11 protein-coding genes are annotated in these 16,333 nt (G+C 65.7%); 9 read left to right on the top strand and 2 right to left on the bottom strand.

The annotated features are described in order from the left end of the window. Positions 1–16: 16 nt before the first annotated feature. Entirely contained in the window at positions 17–6,253 is a 6,237-nt protein-coding gene (locus C8C96_RS08935) for an Hpt domain-containing protein (protein ID WP_121942081.1), read from the top strand. 111 nt (positions 6,254–6,364) lie between these two features. Continuing rightward, positions 6,365–7,537 carry a PilT/PilU family type 4a pilus ATPase gene (locus C8C96_RS08940; RefSeq protein WP_121942082.1) on the top strand — a complete coding sequence of 391 codons (1,173 nt, stop codon included), beginning with the start codon at positions 6,365–6,367 and terminating at the stop codon, positions 7,535–7,537. Between the two features lie 39 nt (positions 7,538–7,576). On the opposite strand, the gene C8C96_RS08945 is transcribed toward C8C96_RS08940, so the two are convergent. Continuing rightward, positions 7,577–9,061, bottom strand: a complete 1,485-nt coding sequence (locus tag C8C96_RS08945; RefSeq protein WP_199737529.1) for a deoxyribodipyrimidine photo-lyase — start codon at positions 9,059–9,061, stop codon at positions 7,577–7,579. 21 nt (positions 9,062–9,082) lie between these two features. Here C8C96_RS08945 and C8C96_RS08950 point away from each other — a divergent pair, with 21 nt between their 5' ends. From C8C96_RS08950 to C8C96_RS08980, 7 genes are all read left to right on the top strand, one after another. Continuing rightward, on the top strand, positions 9,083–9,682 hold the full coding sequence (locus C8C96_RS08950; RefSeq protein WP_015015583.1) for a YqgE/AlgH family protein: 600 nt from the start codon (positions 9,083–9,085) through the stop codon (positions 9,680–9,682). After that, a complete protein-coding gene (ruvX, locus tag C8C96_RS08955) occupies positions 9,679–10,110 on the top strand; it encodes a Holliday junction resolvase RuvX (protein ID WP_015015582.1) in 432 nt (143 codons plus the stop codon). Before C8C96_RS08950 ends, ruvX begins: the two co-directional genes overlap by 4 nt. Next, positions 10,107–10,631: a bifunctional pyr operon transcriptional regulator/uracil phosphoribosyltransferase PyrR gene (gene pyrR, locus C8C96_RS08960; RefSeq protein ID WP_108497563.1), complete on the top strand. Its 525-nt coding sequence runs from the start codon at positions 10,107–10,109 to the stop codon at positions 10,629–10,631. The genes ruvX and pyrR overlap by 4 nt, the downstream gene beginning before the upstream one ends. Positions 10,632–10,643: 12 nt before the next feature. Beyond that, positions 10,644–11,606, top strand: coding sequence for an aspartate carbamoyltransferase catalytic subunit (locus C8C96_RS08965; protein ID WP_056066217.1), 963 nt, complete (start codon positions 10,644–10,646; stop codon positions 11,604–11,606). Between the two features lie 79 nt (positions 11,607–11,685). After that, the gene (locus C8C96_RS08970; protein ID WP_121942084.1) at positions 11,686–12,981 is read left to right on the top strand and encodes a dihydroorotase; all 1,296 of its coding nucleotides are present in this window, start codon (positions 11,686–11,688) and stop codon (positions 12,979–12,981) included. Between the two features lie 33 nt (positions 12,982–13,014). Beyond that, entirely contained in the window at positions 13,015–13,752 is a 738-nt protein-coding gene (locus tag C8C96_RS08975) for a 1-acyl-sn-glycerol-3-phosphate acyltransferase (RefSeq protein WP_121942085.1), read from the top strand. A gap of 186 nt (positions 13,753–13,938) precedes the next feature. After that, positions 13,939–15,171: a Yip1 family protein gene (locus tag C8C96_RS08980; protein ID WP_121942086.1), complete on the top strand. Its 1,233-nt coding sequence runs from the start codon at positions 13,939–13,941 to the stop codon at positions 15,169–15,171. Between the two features lie 84 nt (positions 15,172–15,255). Here the strand turns inward: C8C96_RS08980 and C8C96_RS08985 are convergent, their stop codons facing one another. Continuing rightward, on the bottom strand, positions 15,256–16,320 hold the full coding sequence (locus tag C8C96_RS08985; protein WP_121942087.1) for an ABC transporter ATP-binding protein: 1,065 nt from the start codon (positions 16,318–16,320) through the stop codon (positions 15,256–15,258). Positions 16,321–16,333 lie beyond the last annotated feature (13 nt).

The raw sequence follows: 16,333 nt of genomic DNA on the forward strand, positions 1-16,333 counted from the left end.
AGCCGGGGACGAATCCATGTCATCTATTGATGTCAACAATGCACCGGCCGCCGACGGGACCCAGGGAGATCAGGACCTGGGTCCTTTGGCTTGGGTGCTTGACGAGCTGCGCAAATCGCTGGACGGTGCTGTCAAGGCGATGCGGCGCTTTGTGCGTGATGCCGAGGTCGCACGCGAGTCCGATCTGGCGGCGCTGGACGCTGGCCCCCTGCGCATTGCGCGCCAGCAACTGCACCAAGCCTGTGGTGCGCTGGAAATGGTGGGCATGGGCCCTCCGGCGCTGGTGTTGCGGTCCATGGAATCGGCGGTGCAGAAGTTTGTTCAGCGCCCCGAGACCTGCAGCGATGACGCTGCCGCCGTGATCGAGCGCGCCAGCTTTGCGCTGATCGAATACCTGGAAACCGTGCTGGCGGGCAAAGCCGTATCGCCCGTGGCCCTGTTTCCGCAGTACCGCGATGCTCAGGCATTGGCAGGCGCTGACCGTGTTCATCCCGCTGACTTGTGGCCGGTAGAGCGCCGTTTCCGTGAACCCGAAGGTGCGGTGTCGCGCCCACCTCTGCCCTACGGTCCCGAGGCGCGGGCGCGGCTGGATGCAGCTGTGCTGCGCATCGTCAAGTCGGGGGACCTGAAGGCCGCCCTGAGCCTGCGCGACACCTGCCTGGGCTTTGTGGCCGCACAAACAGATCGGCAGGCGCGTGCGTTCTGGAAAATTTGCGCGGGTTTCTTCGATGCGTTTGGCTCGGGCCTTTTGCCGCCAGATGTGTACGTCAAGCGCGTGGCATCCCGTGTGCTCATGCAGTACGCCACGTTGGCCAAGGGCGATCCGACGATCGCCGACCGGCTGGTGCAGGACCTGCTGTTCTTCTGCTCGCAGGCCAAGGTGGCCGATCTGGCAGAGGACGCAGCGCCCTCATTGCGTGCTGTCCGTCAGGCCTTTGCGCTGGACCGCTTCAAGCCGGTGGACTACGAGACTGCCCGCTTCGGACGTTTTGACCCGGCGGTGTTGACGCAGGCGCGCAAGCGCATTGCCTCGGCCACGGAAACCTGGTCTGCCCTGGCGGGTGGGGACCGCAACAAACTCAAGCCAGCGGCAGACCAGTTCAGCCTGGTGTGCGATTCGCTGCGCAAGCTCCATCCGGGCAGTGAGAACCTGGCGCAGGCGCTGACGCGTGCCCTGGATTCAACCACCCGGTCGGGCGAACCCCCGTCGCCCGCATTGGCGATGGAAGTGGCTACCTCCGTGCTGTACCTGCAGGCAGCTTTTGAAGAACTGGACACGGCAGACGAACAGATGGAAGCCCGCGCCAGCCGTCTTGCAGAGCGTCTGGATGCGGTCACGGCGGGTGCCGAACCCGAACCCCTTGAACAATGGATGGAAGAGCTGTACCGCAGGGTCAGCGACAACCAGACCATGGGCAGCGTGGTCGATGAGCTCCGGGTGACCCTGGGCGAGGCTGAAAAGGCCATGGACCAGTTTTTCCGCAACCCGAAGGACACTGGTGTGCTGGCGACCGTGCCCGGGCATCTTGCGCAAATGCGCGGCGTGCTGTCGGTGCTGGGGCTGGACCAGGCATCACTGGCTGTGGTCCGCATGCGCGACACGGTGGAGCGTCTGCTGATCAACGAGGTGCCCGAGGAAGAACGCCAAAGCGCGTTTGAAAAGCTGGGTAACAGCCTGGGCGCATTGGGTTTCCTGATCGACATGCTGAGCTATCAGCGCACCATGGCGCGCAAGCTCTTTGTGTACGACGAAGAACTGGGCGAGCTGCGCATCCTCATGGGTAAAACCCGTGCGCGCGCCTCTGATGCTGTGGAAGAAGCGCCTGCCAAGCTGGAAGAGCGTTCTGCCACCTTGGTGCCAGACGTGATTCCTCGCTTTCCGGTGCAGGAGCCTGTCAGCGAGCCCACGGACTTTGCGCCGTTCCCTGATTTTGAGTCGGCCCCTGCAGCCGATGCCAGCGTGGCGGCAGAGCCCGCAGGCCTGGCCCCGGACATCTCCTTTGACGTTCCCGCCGTTGCCGCGCCCGTACCGCTGGAAGCAGCCGCTCCGGCGCCTGCGCCTGCTCCAGCGCCCGATGTCGAAGATGAACTGCTCGACGTGTTCCTCGAAGAGGCACGCGAAGTGGTGGTTAACGGCCTGGCTGCCATTGAGCAGCTACGGGGTGAACCTGGTGACCTGAGCGAGCAGACCACACTGCGCCGTGCGTTCCATACGCTCAAGGGCAGCTCGCGCATGGTGGGGCTGAACGACTTTGGCGAAGCAGCCTGGTCGATGGAGCAGGTGCTCAACGTCTGGCTGGCCGAACAAAAGCCCATGCAGCCGAGCTTGCTGCAGCTGTCCACCGACGCACTGCATGCTTTCAGCAGCTGGGCAGACGACATCGCCGCAGGCCGCGCGACAGGCTGGGACCCTGAGTCCTTCCGCCGGTCGGCAGACGCCATGCGCCTGGATGGCACGCTCGTACCGCTGGCGATGCCATCGGGTGGCGGTATGGCGCCCGAACCTAAAGCACCACAGGCCGCGCCGGAGCTTTCCGAGGCCGCGGCAGAGCCGGTGGATGCCCTCTCCGCCGATGTGCTCAGCGAAGAACTGACAGTGCCGGATTTCCAGGCCACCGAGATTTCCGAGCATGTGCCCGAACAGCCCGTCGAGAGCGCCAACGGTGCGCCGGAAGTGGCCGAGGAGATCGACTTCTCGGTGTTCACCGCAGCACTGAACGAGTCTGCCCAGGAACCCGCACCTGTGGTCGATCCGTCCAGCGTGGACTTTGTCCTCGACCTGGAGCTGCCTGACCTGGAGCCTGTGACTGCGGAAGCGCCTGTGCCCGCAGTGGATCATGCAGAACCTGTCGATGCGCCGCTGGAAGCGCCCGCAGGAGCCCTGGGCGACGAACTATTGCTACCAGAAGACCTGGTGCTCGATGCCGCCGAACCGCAAAACGCGGTGGATACAGAGGCCCGCATTCCTTCGGATGGGCTGGAAGCCCTGGACGTGGCTGAGCTGGAGAAGCTGCTGGAGGCCGAGTCGGCCGAGGCTGCCGAACTGCTTGCACCTGCCCCCGAGGACGTGGCTGTGGCCGGTTCCGAAGCGTTGCCAGACGACCTGATCGCTGAAGTGGAGCCCGCGCAAGAAGTGGCGCATCTGCTCGATGCCCTGCCGCAGGAAGAAGGCGGCAGCGACGATGCGGTGAAGGTCATCGACACGCTGCGCATCGGTATCCCGCTGTACAACGTGTACCTGAATGAGGCCGATGAATGGTCTCGCCGCTTGGTGACCTGTTTGCAGGAATGGGCGCTGGAACTGCATGAGCCGCTGCCTGACACGGCCGTGGCCCTGTCGCACTCGCTCGCCGGCAGTTCGGCCACGGTGGGCTTCACCGCGCTGTCCGAAATGGCCCGCGTGCTGGAGCACACGCTGCAGCATGTGCAGCTGCAGTCGGGTGGCACCGAGGAGCAAGCGGCAGCGTTCATGGCTGCAGCGGAAGACATCCGTCGCCTGTTGCACCAGTTTGCTGCCGGGTTCCTCAAAGAGCCCAGCCCGGAAGTGCTGGCCCAGCTGCGCCAGATTCTGGAAACCGAGGTGGTCAGCACCCAGTCTCCACCCGAGGAAGATGCGCAGGCCTACCTCGACGCCGCAGAGCAGGAAGCGTCAGAAGTTGCTGCGACCGAGTTGGCACCTGAGCCGGTGGCGGAGGTGCCTGTGGTGGATGCAGAGCCTGAGGCTGTTACACCGGCTGTGCCTGCCCCCGTGGTGGGCCATGTGGCGCCCGCGCTGTCTGCAGTCATCCACGACCACGATCAGCACATTGACGATGCCATCGCGCACGCCATTGCCTCGATCCCGGACGCGGACGACGACATCGATGCGATCGACGTCATCGACCCTGACCTGTTCCCCATCTTCGAGGAAGAGGCGGCCGAGTTGCTGCCCCAGCTCGGTGGTGCGTTGCGCCAATGGGCGTCGCGCCCCGACAACCTCAGCGCCCGCAGCGAAGTATTGCGAGCCCTGCACACACTCAAGGGCAGTTCGCGACTGGCCGGGGCGATGCGCCTGGGCGAAATGGCCCACCGGCTGGAATCTGCGATCGAGCAGCTGGACGCAGAAACCGTCACGGCCGACCAGATCGAGCCGTTGCAAGGCAGTTTCGATGGACTGCAAGCCAACTTCGAGGCGCTGCGTGCCATTGGTCAGGGGCCTTCCGACGCAGTGGTTACTCTGCCGGTCGAAGCCACACCGGCCTTGCGTGCCAATGTGGCGGATGCGGCCGAAGCCTCCGTCCCCTCGGCGGCAGCATCTTCTGCCAAGCCGCTGGCGATAACGGCTCCGGCCGTACGCCTGCCCGGACCGTCCCAGCTGGCGCCCCTGCGGGTGGCAGCCAACCAGTCGGTGCGCGTGCGTGCACAGCTGCTGGACCGCCTGGTCAACCAGGCGGGCGAGGTGATGATCAGCCGTTCGCGTCTGGACGCGCGCCTGGGCCAGTTCCGCAGCTCACTCACCGATCTGTCGGGCAATCTGGACCGCTTGCGCCAGCAGTTGCGCGACATCGAGGTGCAGGCCGAATCCCAGATGCAGTCGCGCCTGGCGCTGTCCAAGGACTCTGCTGCGGGCTTCGATCCGCTGGAGTTCGACCGCTTCACACGGGTGCAGGAGTTGACCCGCATGATGGCCGAGTCGGTCAACGACGTGGCCACGGTGCAGCGCAATCTGCAACGCGCCATGGAAGGCGCTGAAGATGACTTGATTGCCCAAGGTCGCCAGGCGCGTGAGCTGCAACGCGATCTGCTGCGCACACGTATGGTGGAGTTCGAGGGGATTGCCGAGCGCTTATACGCGGTGGTGCGCCAGGCCTCCAAGGAAACCGGCAAGCAGATCAAGCTGGACATCACCGGCGGCTCCATCGAAATGGACCGTGGCGTGCTGGACCGCATGACGCCCGCCTTCGAACATTTGTTGCGCAATTGCGTGGCCCACGGCATTGAAGAGCCTGAAGTGCGCACGGCGGCCGGCAAGCCGGCGTCGGGCACCATCACGGTGGATCTGCACCACGAAGGCAATGACGTATCGGTCGAGTTCCGCGATGACGGAGCGGGTCTGAACCTGCCGCGCATTCGCGAAAAGGCCGTGTCTCAGGGCATCGTGGAGCCCGGCGTGGAGCTGAGCGATGCGGATGCGGCCAACCTGATCTTCATGCCAGGCTTCTCGACGGCCTCCGAAGTGACTGGTCTGGCAGGGCGGGGCATCGGCATGGACGTGGTGCGTGCTGAGATCAATGCACTGGGCGGCCGCATCGAAACCTCCACCGAGGCGGGCAAGGGCGCGGCATTCCGCATGGTGCTGCCGTTGACCACCGCAGTGACGCAGGTGGTGATGCTGCGCTCGGGTGACCTGGCGATCGGCGTTCCGGCCAACGTGGTCGAGATCGTCCGCCGCACCTCGGCCCCTGACTTGGCAGAGGCTTACCGTACCGGCGTGTTTGACGACGGCATGGAGAAAATTCCGTTCTTCTGGTCAGGAGCCCTGCTGCAGTCGTCCACCCGCAGCACCGAGCCAGCGGGCAAGACCCGCCCGGTGGTGATCTTCCGAAGCGCTGCCCAGCGCGTGGCCATGCACGTGGACGAAGTGCTGGGCAACCAGGAAGTCGTGGTGAAGAACCTGGGGCCGCAGCTGTCCCGTCTGCCAGGTCTGGCGGGCATGTCCGTGCTGGCATCGGGTGCGGTGGTGCTGATCTACAACCCGGTGGCCTTGGCCACGGTGTATGGCGACCAGGTGCGCGCAGCCAGTGCCGACATGGCGCCAGCACCCGACACCCCCGCTGCCGGCGGTACGGGCAAAGCCGTGGTGTCTCAACAGTTGTCGGGACCGAGCCAGGTGCCGCTGGTGCTGGTGGTGGACGACTCCATCACCGTGCGCCGCGTGACGCAGCGTCTGCTGCAGCGCGAAGGCTACCGTGTGGCCCTGGCGGCCGATGGCCTGCAGGCGCTGGAGCGTCTGCAGGAGGAGCGCCCGACGGTGGTTCTGTCCGACATCGAAATGCCGCGCATGGACGGCTTCGATCTGGCGCGCAACATCCGTGCAGACGGTGCCTTGCGTGATCTGCCCATCATCATGATCACCTCGCGGATTGCTGAAAAGCACCGCGAGCACGCGATGGAGCTGGGTGTGAACCATTACCTGGGCAAGCCATATTCGGACGAAGAACTGCTGAGTCTGATCCAGCACTACGCCCGCATCGCTGCAGCGGCTGAGGCCTGACACGATGCTGGCCCACTCCCGACCCTGCGAGTTAGCCTGGGTCGGGAGTGCTCTCTTATCGCCTTGCCTTGTGGTGCCCTGTGCATCGATAGGGCGGACCGTGTCACCGTGATGGACCCGCTGGCACCATCCCCTTCCCCCGATCCCCGGCTGCTGGCCTGCCTGGCCCTGGTAGCGCGCGAGCGGGCTTCGGACCTGTTTTTGCTGGCGGGTGCTGCGCCCACGATCAAGCGGCAGGGTGCCTTTGTCCCCATCACACAGCAAGTCCTGGTGGCCGATGATGTGCGGCATATGGCCTATTCCATATTGCGCGAGGCCCAGCGCAAGGAGTTCGAGACCACGATGGAGTGCGACCTCTCGCTGCAGACCGCTGACGGGGAGCGCTTTCGCGTGAACGTGCACATGCAGCGGGGGCAGGTCGGCATGGTGATCCGCCATGTGATAGCGCGGATCCCGACGCTGGAAGAGCTGGGGTTGCCGCCCGTCCTCCAGCGGCTGGCGTTTCTCAAAGGGGGGCTGGTCTTGACGGTGGGCTCCGCAGGTTCGGGCAAGACCACCACGCTGGCCGCATTGCTGGACCATCGCAACACGCACACTGGCGGGCACATCCTCACGGTAGAAGACCCCATCGAATACCTGCACAGCCACAAAAAATCCCTGGTGACGCAGCGCGAGGTGGGTCTCGACACCCTGTCGTATGACGAGGCGCTGCGCCGTGCCATGCGCGAGGCGCCCAACGTGATCATGATCGGCGAGATCCGCGACCGGGCCACCATGCAGCACGCACTGCACTACGCTGAGTCCGGCCATCTGTGTGTGTCCACCCTGCACGCCAACAATGCCAACCAGGCGGTGCAGCGCATCGTGAATTTTTTCCCCGAGGACGCCCACCGCCAGCTGCTCATGGACCTGTCCCTCAACCTGCGGGCGGTGGTGGCGCAACGCCTGGTGCCGGGCCTTTCGGGCCACTTGGTGCCTGCCACCGAGATCATGCTGCTCACGCCCTATGTGGCCGAACTGATCCAGAAGGGGCAGATCGACGAACTCAAGACCGCCATCACCCGCAGTGGCGAGCAGGGCATGTGGAGTTTTGATCAGTCACTGCTGGGCATGGTGGAGGCGGGCACGATATCGCCCGAAGAAGCCATCGCTAACGCCGACAACCGCACCGATGTGCGTTTGCGACTGCGGCTGGCCGCCGGTGCCTCGCTGGGCGGTGAGAGCATGCAGATGGCGCCGGAGGAGCCCCCGCCGGACGACCCGCCGCCCACGGCGCATCGTTAGCCCTCGGCGACCTGCTTGAGTCTGTGAGTCCGTGTGTTGTCACCCTGCAGCCGTCTTCACCACGGCGTACCGCTCCAACGTGCGTTGCCTTGCGGCATCGTGCTCCACCACGGGCAAGGGGTAGGTGTCTCCCAGGCGCACGCCCGCTTCCTGCAACTCCAGCGGGCGCGCCAGCCAGGGGGCGTGGAGTGCCTTGGTGGGGAGCGCTGCGAGCTGGGGTAGGTAACGGCGGATGAACTTGCCCTCCGGGTCGAACTTCTCGCTCTGGCTCACCGGGTTGAAGATGCGGAAATAGGGCTGGGCATCACACCCGCTGGAGCTGGCCCACTGCCAGCCACCGTTGTTGGCGGCCAGGTCGAAGTCATTGAGGAGCGTGGCAAAGTAGGCCTCGCCGCGGCGCCAGTCCAGCCCCAAGTCCTTCACCAGAAAGCTTGCCACCACCATGCGCAGGCGGTTGTGCATGTAGCCCGTCTGGTTGATCTGCGCCATGGCGGCATCCACCAGCGGGTAGCCGGTGCGGCCCTCGCACCAGGCGGCAAACAGGGCATCGGCCCCGGGGCCGGTCTCCCAGGCGATGGCGTCGTAGGCCGGTTTGAAACTCTGGCCCACCACATGCGGGTGGTGGTGCAGGATCTGGAAGTAGAAGTCCCGCCAGATCAGTTCGCTGAGCCAGGTCGTGGCGCCCGGATTGCCCTCCAGCATCAGGCTGTGCGCCGTGCGCGCCAGCAAGCGCGGCGAGATGGTGCCAAAACGCAGGTGCACGCTCAGGTAGCTGGGCCCTTTCACCGCTGGAAAGTTGCGCGTGTCCTCATACCGCTCGATGCGGCCGAGAAAATCGTCGAATAACTGCTGTGCGCCCTGGGCGCCGGTGGGCAGGCGCAGCTGGGGCAGCGCTGTGGGCTCAAACCCGAGGTCCTGCAAGGTGGGCGCAGGCTGGCAATGAGCCTCTGGGCGCGCCGCCAAATGGTGGGCGTGGCGCTCCACCGGATAGCTCTTGAGCTGGAACTCATCGATCTTCTTGAGCCAGGCATTCTTGTACGGCGTGAACACGCTGTACGGGTTGCCGGTCTGCGTCAGCACCTCGCTGCGCTCCAGCAGGGTATGGTCCTTGAACGTGTGGAAGGCCTTGCCTGCAGCCGCCAGGCGCGTGCGCACCAGGCGGTCGCGGTCCAGCGCCTGGGGTTCGTCATCGTGGTTGGCAAAGACCGCCTGCACGTCCAGGGCGTTGGCCAGTGCCGGAATGGCATCACTGGCCACCGCGTGCCACACGATGAGGCCTCCCCGCCCCTGAGGCGACAGCGCGCGCAAGCTGTCGTCCAGCTCCACCAGCGACTCGCGGATGAACTCCACCCGCCGGTCGGCGCGGGGCAGGGCATCGAGAATGTCCTTGTCAAAGACAAAAGCGCAGAACACCTGCTCGCAGCGCGTCAGCGCGTGGTACAGGGCCGCTTGGTCGTGGGCACGCAGGTCGCGGCGGAACCAGACCAGGCCACGGGAGTAAGTGGGCTCGGGGGAGGGGGGCATGTTCACCGTTAAAATTGCGGGATGTCTTTCGATTCTGCGCCCATCAACCTGACGCATCACTTCCTGATCGCGATGCCCGGCCTGGAAGATGAGTCTTTTGCGCGCAGCGTCGTCTATCTGTGTGAGCACAGCGAACGCGGTGCGCTTGGCCTCATCATCAACAAGCCCACCGATATCACCCTCAAGGGCCTGTTTGACAAGGTGGACCTGTCGCTGCGCCGCGAGGACCTCACCAAAGAGCCCGTTTTTCAGGGCGGCCCGGTGCAGACCGAGCGCGGATTTGTGCTGCACGAACCCATGCTCATGGACAAGGGGGAAACCGACGAGTCGGCCTACGCCTCCACCATGACCATCCCCGGTGGCCTGGAGATGACCACCTCCAAGGACGTGCTCGAAGCCCTTTCCACTGGCGCAGGTCCCCGCCGCGTGCTCATCACGCTGGGATATTCGTCCTGGGGCGAGGGTCAGTTGGAGTCTGAGCTTGCCGAGAACGCCTGGCTCACGGTGGCCGCCGATCTGTCGGTGATCTTCGACACGCCCGTGCCCGAGCGGTACGACCGGGCCCTGTCGCTTCTGGGCTTGCAGGCCTGGATGCTGTCGCCGGAGGCGGGGCACGCATGACTGGCGCGCCCGCTCAGTCCATCCAGCCGCCAGCCGTTCCTGCGCATTTCCAGACCTTTCTTGCTTTTGACTTTGGGCTCAAGCGCACGGGCGTGGCCTCGGGCAACCGCATGCTCAAGAGCGCCACACCCCAGCGCACCATCCAGGCCGAGGGCGACGCCCGTTTTGCCCAGGTGGCCGAGCGCATCAAGGAATGGCAGCCCGATGCGCTGGTGATCGGCGTGCCCTACCACCCCGACGGTGCGGCCCACGAAAACACCGCGCGTGCTCTCAAGTTCGGGCGCCAGTTGCGCGGGCGCTTTGGCTTGCAGGTGTTCGAGGTGGACGAGCGCTACAGCACCACCGAAGCCATTGCAGGTGGTGCCAAGGATGCCGACGCGGCCTCGGCCTGCATCATCCTGGAACAGTTTTTGAGGAATCTCCCATGACCACCCCATCCCCCGGAATGTCCGGCAGCCTGGTGCTTGATGCCGAGGCGCTGTACCGCGAACTGCTGCGCGGCGTGCGCAGCATGTTGACCCCCACCACGCGCCTGGCGGGCATCGCCTCCGGCGGCGCCTGGCTGGCCGAGCGCCTGCAAAAAGACCTGGGCCTGGAAGGCCCGGCCGGTGTGTTGTCATCGGTGATGCACCGCGACGACTTCGCCCAGCGTGGCCTGTCGGCCAGTGCGCAGACCGTGCTGCCGTTTGACGTGAACGGCGCCGACGTGCTGGTGCTCGACGACGTGCTCTACACCGGCCGCACCATCCGCGCCGTGCTCAACGAGCTGTTCGACTATGGCCGCCCCGCCAGCGTGCGCCTGGCTGTGCTGGTGGACCGTGGCGGGCGCGAGCTGCCCGTGCAGGCCGACTTTGCTGCTGCCCGGGTGGCCCTGCCGGTCGCCCATTCGCTGGCCCTGGCGCGTGGCGACAGCGGCACCTTCCAATTCCAAGTCCAAGACAAAGACTAAAGAGGCCTGACCGTGCTGCACAAGCGCAATCCCCAACTCAACGGCAACGGCGAACTCATCCACCTGCTGTCCATCGAGGGCCTGCCGCGCGACATCGTCACGCACATCCTCGACACGGCCGCCAACTTCGTCAGCGTCAACGACCGCGAAGTCAAGAAGGTGCCTCTCTTGCGCGGCAAGAGTGTGTTCAACCTGTTCTTCGAGAACAGTACGCGTACGCGCACCACGTTCGAGATCGCGGCCAAGCGCCTGTCGGCCGACGTGATCAACCTGGACATCGCGCGCAGCTCGGCCAGCAAGGGCGAGTCGCTGCTCGACACCATCGCCAACCTGAGCGCGATGGCCGCCGACCTGTTCGTGGTGCGGCACAGCGAGTCCGGCGCGCCTTACCTCATCGCGCAGCACGTGGCGCCGCATGTGCACGTGATCAACGCCGGCGACGGACGGCATGCCCACCCCACGCAGGGGCTGCTGGACATGTACACCATCCGTCACTACAAAAAGGACTTCAGCAACCTCACCGTGGCCATTGTGGGCGACGTGCTGCACTCGCGCGTGGCGCGCTCGGACATCCACGGCCTGACCACCTTGGGCTGCGCCGAAGTGCGTGTGGTGGGTCCGCGCACCCTGGTGCCGTCGGACATGGCGCAAATGGGCGTGCGGGTGTGCCACACGCTTGAAGAAGGCATCAAGGATGCCGACGTGGTCATCATGCTGCGCCTGCAGAACGAGCGCATGAGCGGTGCGCTGCTGCCTTCCAGCCAAGAGTATTTCAAGAGCTTCGGCCTCACGCAGGAAAAGCTGCAACTGGCCAAGCCCGACGCCATCGTCATGCACCCCGGCCCCATCAACCGTGGCGTGGAGATCGACTCCGCCGTGGTCGATGGCAAGCAGAGCGTGATCCTGCCGCAGGTGACCTTCGGCATCGCGGTACGCATGGCTGTCATGTCCATCGTCGCAGGGAACGAGGCGTGACCTTGAGGATGAATACTCCTGTTTTCATAGCTGCTCGTGCTTATCAATCAAGCGCTAGCAGCCAATTTGGCTTGAAATCATGAAGATACTGATCCGGAACGGCCGTGTGATCGACCCCGCCTCGGGCCTTGACCAGACCTGCGACATCGCGCTGGCGGCGGGCCGCATCGTGGGGGTCAACCGCGTGCCGCCCGACTTTGCGCCCAACCGCACCATCAACGCTGCTGGCTGCATCGTGTTGCCCGGCCTGGTGGACCTGGCCGCGCGCCTGCGCGAGCCCGGCCACGAACACGAAGGCATGCTCGAATCCGAAATGGCTGCGGCCGTGGCCGGTGGCGTGACCAGTCTGGTCTGCCCACCCGACACCGACCCGGTGCTTGACGAGCCCGGTCTGGTGGAGATGCTCAAGTTCCGCGCCGAGAAGCTGCACCAGTCGCGCCTGTTCCCGCTGGGCGCGCTCACGCGCAACCTCGCTGGCGAGGTGCTGACCGAGATGGCCGAGCTGACCGAATCCGGCTGCGTGGGCTTTGGCCAGGCCGAGGTGCCGCTGGCCAGCACCCAGGTGCTGCAGCGCGCGCTGCAGTACGCCGCGACCTTTGGCTACACGGTGTGGTTGCGCCCGCAAGAGATGCACCTGGGCAAGGGCGTGGCTGCCAGCGGTGCGCTGGCCACGCGGCTGGGCCTGTCGGGCGTGCCCGTGGCGGCCGAGACGATTGCGCTGCACACCATTTTTGAACTGCTCAAGACCACCGGCGCGCGCGTGCACCTGTGCCGCCTGAGCAGCGCTGCGGGCGTGGAGCTGGTACGCCGCGCCAAGGCCGATGGCCTGAAGGTCACGGCCGATGTCAGCATCAACTCGCTGCACCTCACCGAAAACGACATCGGCTTCTTCGACAGCCGCGCGCGCCTGACGCCGCCCCTGCGCCAGCAACGTGACCGCGACGCCCTGAGCGCGGCGCTGCTCGACGGGACCATCGATGCGCTGGTGTCCGACCACACCCCGGTGGATGAAGACGCCAAGACCCTGCCGTTTGCCGAAGCCGAGCCCGGCGCCACGGGTCTGGAGCTCCTGCTGTCGCTGGCGCTCAAGTGGTCGCAAGACAGTGGTGTGCCTTTGCAGCGCGCGCTGGCAGTGGTCACGGCAGAGCCCGCACGCGTGCTGGGCAACGCGCTGGGCACCTTGCAGGCCAGCGTCGGCCAGATCGTGGAAGGCGGCGTGGGCGACCTCTGCATCTTCGACCCGCAGGCAGCGTGGACGGTGCAGGACGACGCGCTCGCCAGCCAGGGCAAACACACGCCGTTCTCGGGCTACGAGCTGCCCGGCCGCGTGCGCATGACCCTGGTCGGCGGACAGGTCGCTTTTGACCGCGGCTGAGACGGCGCGACGCTGCGATAGCAAGGCCCGGCCGTGAAGTTCCTGCGCGCCAGCTGGCGCCTCTTGCGGCTGCTGGGTCACATCGCCAAGGGCCTGTGGATTGTGGCGCTGCGGTTTCCGTCGCTGTCGCCGGACCAGCAGCATGCCCGCGTGCAGGTGTGGTCGCTGGAGCTGCTGGCCCATGCGGGCATCAGCCTGCGCATCCTGGGGCAGCCCCCGGTGACTGGCCCGGTGATGCTGGTGGCCAACCACATCTCGTGGCTCGACATCCCGGTGATGCATGCGGCGCGGCACTGCCGCTTTGTCTCCAAGTCCGACGTGCAGGCCTGGCCGCTGATCGGCACCCTGGCCACGGCGGCGGGCACGCTCTACATCGAACGCAGCTCGCGCCGCGATGCGCTGCGCATGGTGCGCTCGATGCAGGAGGCGCTGGAGCGCGGCGAGGTGCTGGCCGTTTTCCCCGAAGGCACCACGGGCGACGGGCGCGAGATGCTGCCCTTCCACGCCAACCTGCTGCAGGCCGCCGTGGCTGCAAAGGCGCCCGTGCAGCCCGTAGGCCTGCGCTTTGCCGACAAGGCCACGGGCGCCACCAGTTTTGCTCCCAGCTACATCGGCGACGAAACCCTGGTGGGCTCGATCTGGCGCACGCTCAGCGCCCCGCCCATCGAGGCCGTGGTGCACTACGGCCCGCCCGAGCTGGCAGGCGAGCGCGACCGCCGCACCTGGACACAGCACTTGCACGACACCGTCGATCAACTGCGCAAGGCCTGAGAACGCACACAGGTTCCCTGGGTTCCCAACGAGCTGTCTTTGTGCGGCAAAAGCGTGCATATTCCACGCTTTGGGCCCTGCAGGTGGTCGTCCAGGTGGTCTGCCCGGCGCAATGTCCCGTATCGTCCGCGCTTTCCATTTGCCTGCGGTTCATCGCAGGCCTTTGCACACTGCCGGGAGGGCACCATGAACCTGATTGAACGCGCCAAAAGCATTCTTCTGCAACCCAAAGAGGCTTGGGCCACCATCGATGCGGAGGCCACCGACACCGCCACCCTGTTCACCCGCTACGCCATGATCCTGGCCGCCATTCCGGCGGTCTGCGGTTTCATCGGCATGTCGCTGATCGGCTTTGGCGGTTTTGGGGTCACCATCCGCGTGCCTTTTTTCTCCGGGCTGGTGAACATGGTCGTGTCATACGGGTTGAGCCTGGTGGGCTTGCTGGTGCTCGGTTTCATCATCGATGCGCTGGCGCCCACCTTCGGCGGGCAAAAGAATGCCATCCAGGCACAGAAGGTGGCGGTGTACGCCAGCACGGCCGCCCTGCTGGGCGGAGTGTTCAGCCTGCTGCCATCGCTGGCCATGCTGGGCCTGCTGGCGGCGGTGTACTCCATCTACCTGCTCTACACCGGCCTGCCTGTGCTCATGCGCAGTGCGCCCGAAAAGTCGGTGGGCTACACGGTGGTGGTCATCATTGCGGCCATCGTGGTGGGTGTGGTCATCGGTGCCGTCAGTGCGCTGTTCATGCCGCGCAGCGGTGCGCTGTTTGGCGGTGCCGATGCCCCTGCCATCACCATGAACACGCCCGGTGGCAAGGTGTCCATCGACACCGCCGGTCTGGAAGCTGCCGGCAATAAGATGGAAGAAGCCGCCCGCAAGATGGAAGAGGCCCAGAAGAGCCAGGATCCGGCCGCCATCGCAGCCGCCACGGGCGATGCCGCCAAGGCCGCTGCGGGTGTGCTGGGTGGGGGTCAGGCCATTGCGGCCCAGTCGCTCAAGGCGGCCCTGCCCGAGAAGCTGGCGGGCCTGCCCCGCACGGGTTTTGACGTGCAGGACGGTGCCGCCCTGGGCTTACCCACCAGCCAGGCCAGCGCGCAATACGGCAACGACGACAAGCAGCTGCGCCTGGAGATCGTGGACGTGGGCGGCCTGGGGCAGATGGCGGTGATGGCCATGGGCATGGCGCAGGGCGAGAAAGAAGACCAGACCAGCGCCGAAAAGACGTGGCAAGAGGGGGGCCGCACCCTGCACCAGCGCTACGACAAGGATGGCAGCCACGCAGAGTTCAAGACCATCCTGAAGAACGGCCTTGTGGTCAGCATTGAGGGCGACAAGATCGGTGTGAAAGAGCTGCGAGGCCTGATGTCGCAGGTGGACCTGAACGGCCTGGAGGGCCTGCAGCGCAAGGGCAAGTCCTGAGCGGAAGGGTGGTTGCTATAGATTCAATAGCTATTCAGGCATGCTCGACTAGCGCATCCGGCCAACTTTGATTCCATCACCGCCTCAGCCACGCGGAAACGTCACCACATGGTCCACCTGGGCGCGGATGCCGATCCACTCGCCCAGCGCGTGGTCGTGGTGGCTGGGCACATGGGCCAGCACCGTGTGGCCACTGGCCAGGCGCAGGGTGTACAGAAACTCCGACCCCCGGAACGACTTGCGCACGATTTGCGCCTGCACGGGCGCATGGTCGTCGTGCACGATGTCGTCGGCGCGCAGCAGCACATCACATTCACCCGCAGGGTAGCTGCTGGGCAGGGGGCACTCATCCAGGTCGGTCAGGTCGCCCAAGGGTGTTTGGGCCACCACGTTGTTGCCGCGCTGCACCAGCGTGGCGGGGGCAAACACGCCGTGGCCGATGAAGTCGGCCACAAACCGCGTGGCGGGGCGGTGGTACAGGGTGTAGGCATCGTCCCACTGGTGCAGGTGGCCTTCGTTCATCACGCCGATCACATCGCCGATGGCAAACGCCTCGAACTGGTCGTGCGTCACAAACAGCGCCGTGGCGCCTGCGGCCTTGAGAATGCCGCGCACCTCGTGTGCCAGGCGCTCGCGCAGGTCCACGTCGAGGTTGGAAAACGGCTCGTCCAGCAGCATGAGCTGGGGACGCGGCGCCAGCGCACGCGCCAGCGCCACACGCTGCTGCTGGCCGCCAGAGAGTTCGTGCGGGTAGCGGTGCTCGCTGCCCGTCAGGCCCACCAGCTGCAGCACCTCGGCCACCCGCGCGGCCTGCTCGACCTTGGGCAACTGGTGGATGCCAAAGGCCACATTGCGGCCCACCGACAGGTGCGGGAACAGCGCGTAGTCCTGGAACACCATGCCGATACGGCGCAGCTCGGGTGGCACGCTCAGGCGGGCGCTGCTGACCACGCTTTTGGTGAGGCGGATCTCGCCCCCCGTCACGGGCTCCAGCCCGGCCACGGCGCGCAGCAGGGTGGTCTTGCCGCAGCCGGAGGGGCCGATCAGCACGCCGATGTCACCCGCTTTCAGGCTGAGCGTGACGCCTTGCACGGCGGCCTGTGCGCGGCCTGCGTAGTGCACTTCGAGTTGGGAGACCTCAAGAAACATATCTGTGCATTTT

The sequence above is a fragment of the Acidovorax sp. 100 genome, from assembly GCF_003688355.1.
Classification (GTDB): Bacteria; Pseudomonadota; Gammaproteobacteria; order Burkholderiales; family Burkholderiaceae_C; genus Acidovorax; species Acidovorax delafieldii.

What these genes read in the sequence shown, in the direction of transcription:
- C8C96_RS08935 (WP_121942081.1), top strand. Translation starts at nt 17, where the DNA reads ATGTCATCTATTGATGTCAACAATGCACCGGCCGCCGACGGGACCCAG.
- C8C96_RS08940 (WP_121942082.1), top strand. Translation starts at nt 6,365, where the DNA reads ATGGACCCGCTGGCACCATCCCCTTCCCCCGATCCCCGGCTGCTGGCC.
- C8C96_RS08945 (WP_199737529.1), bottom strand. Translation starts at nt 9,061, where the DNA reads ATGCCCCCCTCCCCCGAGCCCACTTACTCCCGTGGCCTGGTCTGGTTC.
- C8C96_RS08950 (WP_015015583.1), top strand. Translation starts at nt 9,083, where the DNA reads ATGTCTTTCGATTCTGCGCCCATCAACCTGACGCATCACTTCCTGATC.
- ruvX (WP_015015582.1), top strand. Translation starts at nt 9,679, where the DNA reads ATGACTGGCGCGCCCGCTCAGTCCATCCAGCCGCCAGCCGTTCCTGCG.
- pyrR (WP_108497563.1), top strand. Translation starts at nt 10,107, where the DNA reads ATGACCACCCCATCCCCCGGAATGTCCGGCAGCCTGGTGCTTGATGCC.
- C8C96_RS08970 (WP_121942084.1), top strand. Translation starts at nt 11,686, where the DNA reads ATGAAGATACTGATCCGGAACGGCCGTGTGATCGACCCCGCCTCGGGC.
- C8C96_RS08980 (WP_121942086.1), top strand. Translation starts at nt 13,939, where the DNA reads ATGAACCTGATTGAACGCGCCAAAAGCATTCTTCTGCAACCCAAAGAG.
- C8C96_RS08985 (WP_121942087.1), bottom strand. Translation starts at nt 16,320, where the DNA reads ATGTTTCTTGAGGTCTCCCAACTCGAAGTGCACTACGCAGGCCGCGCA.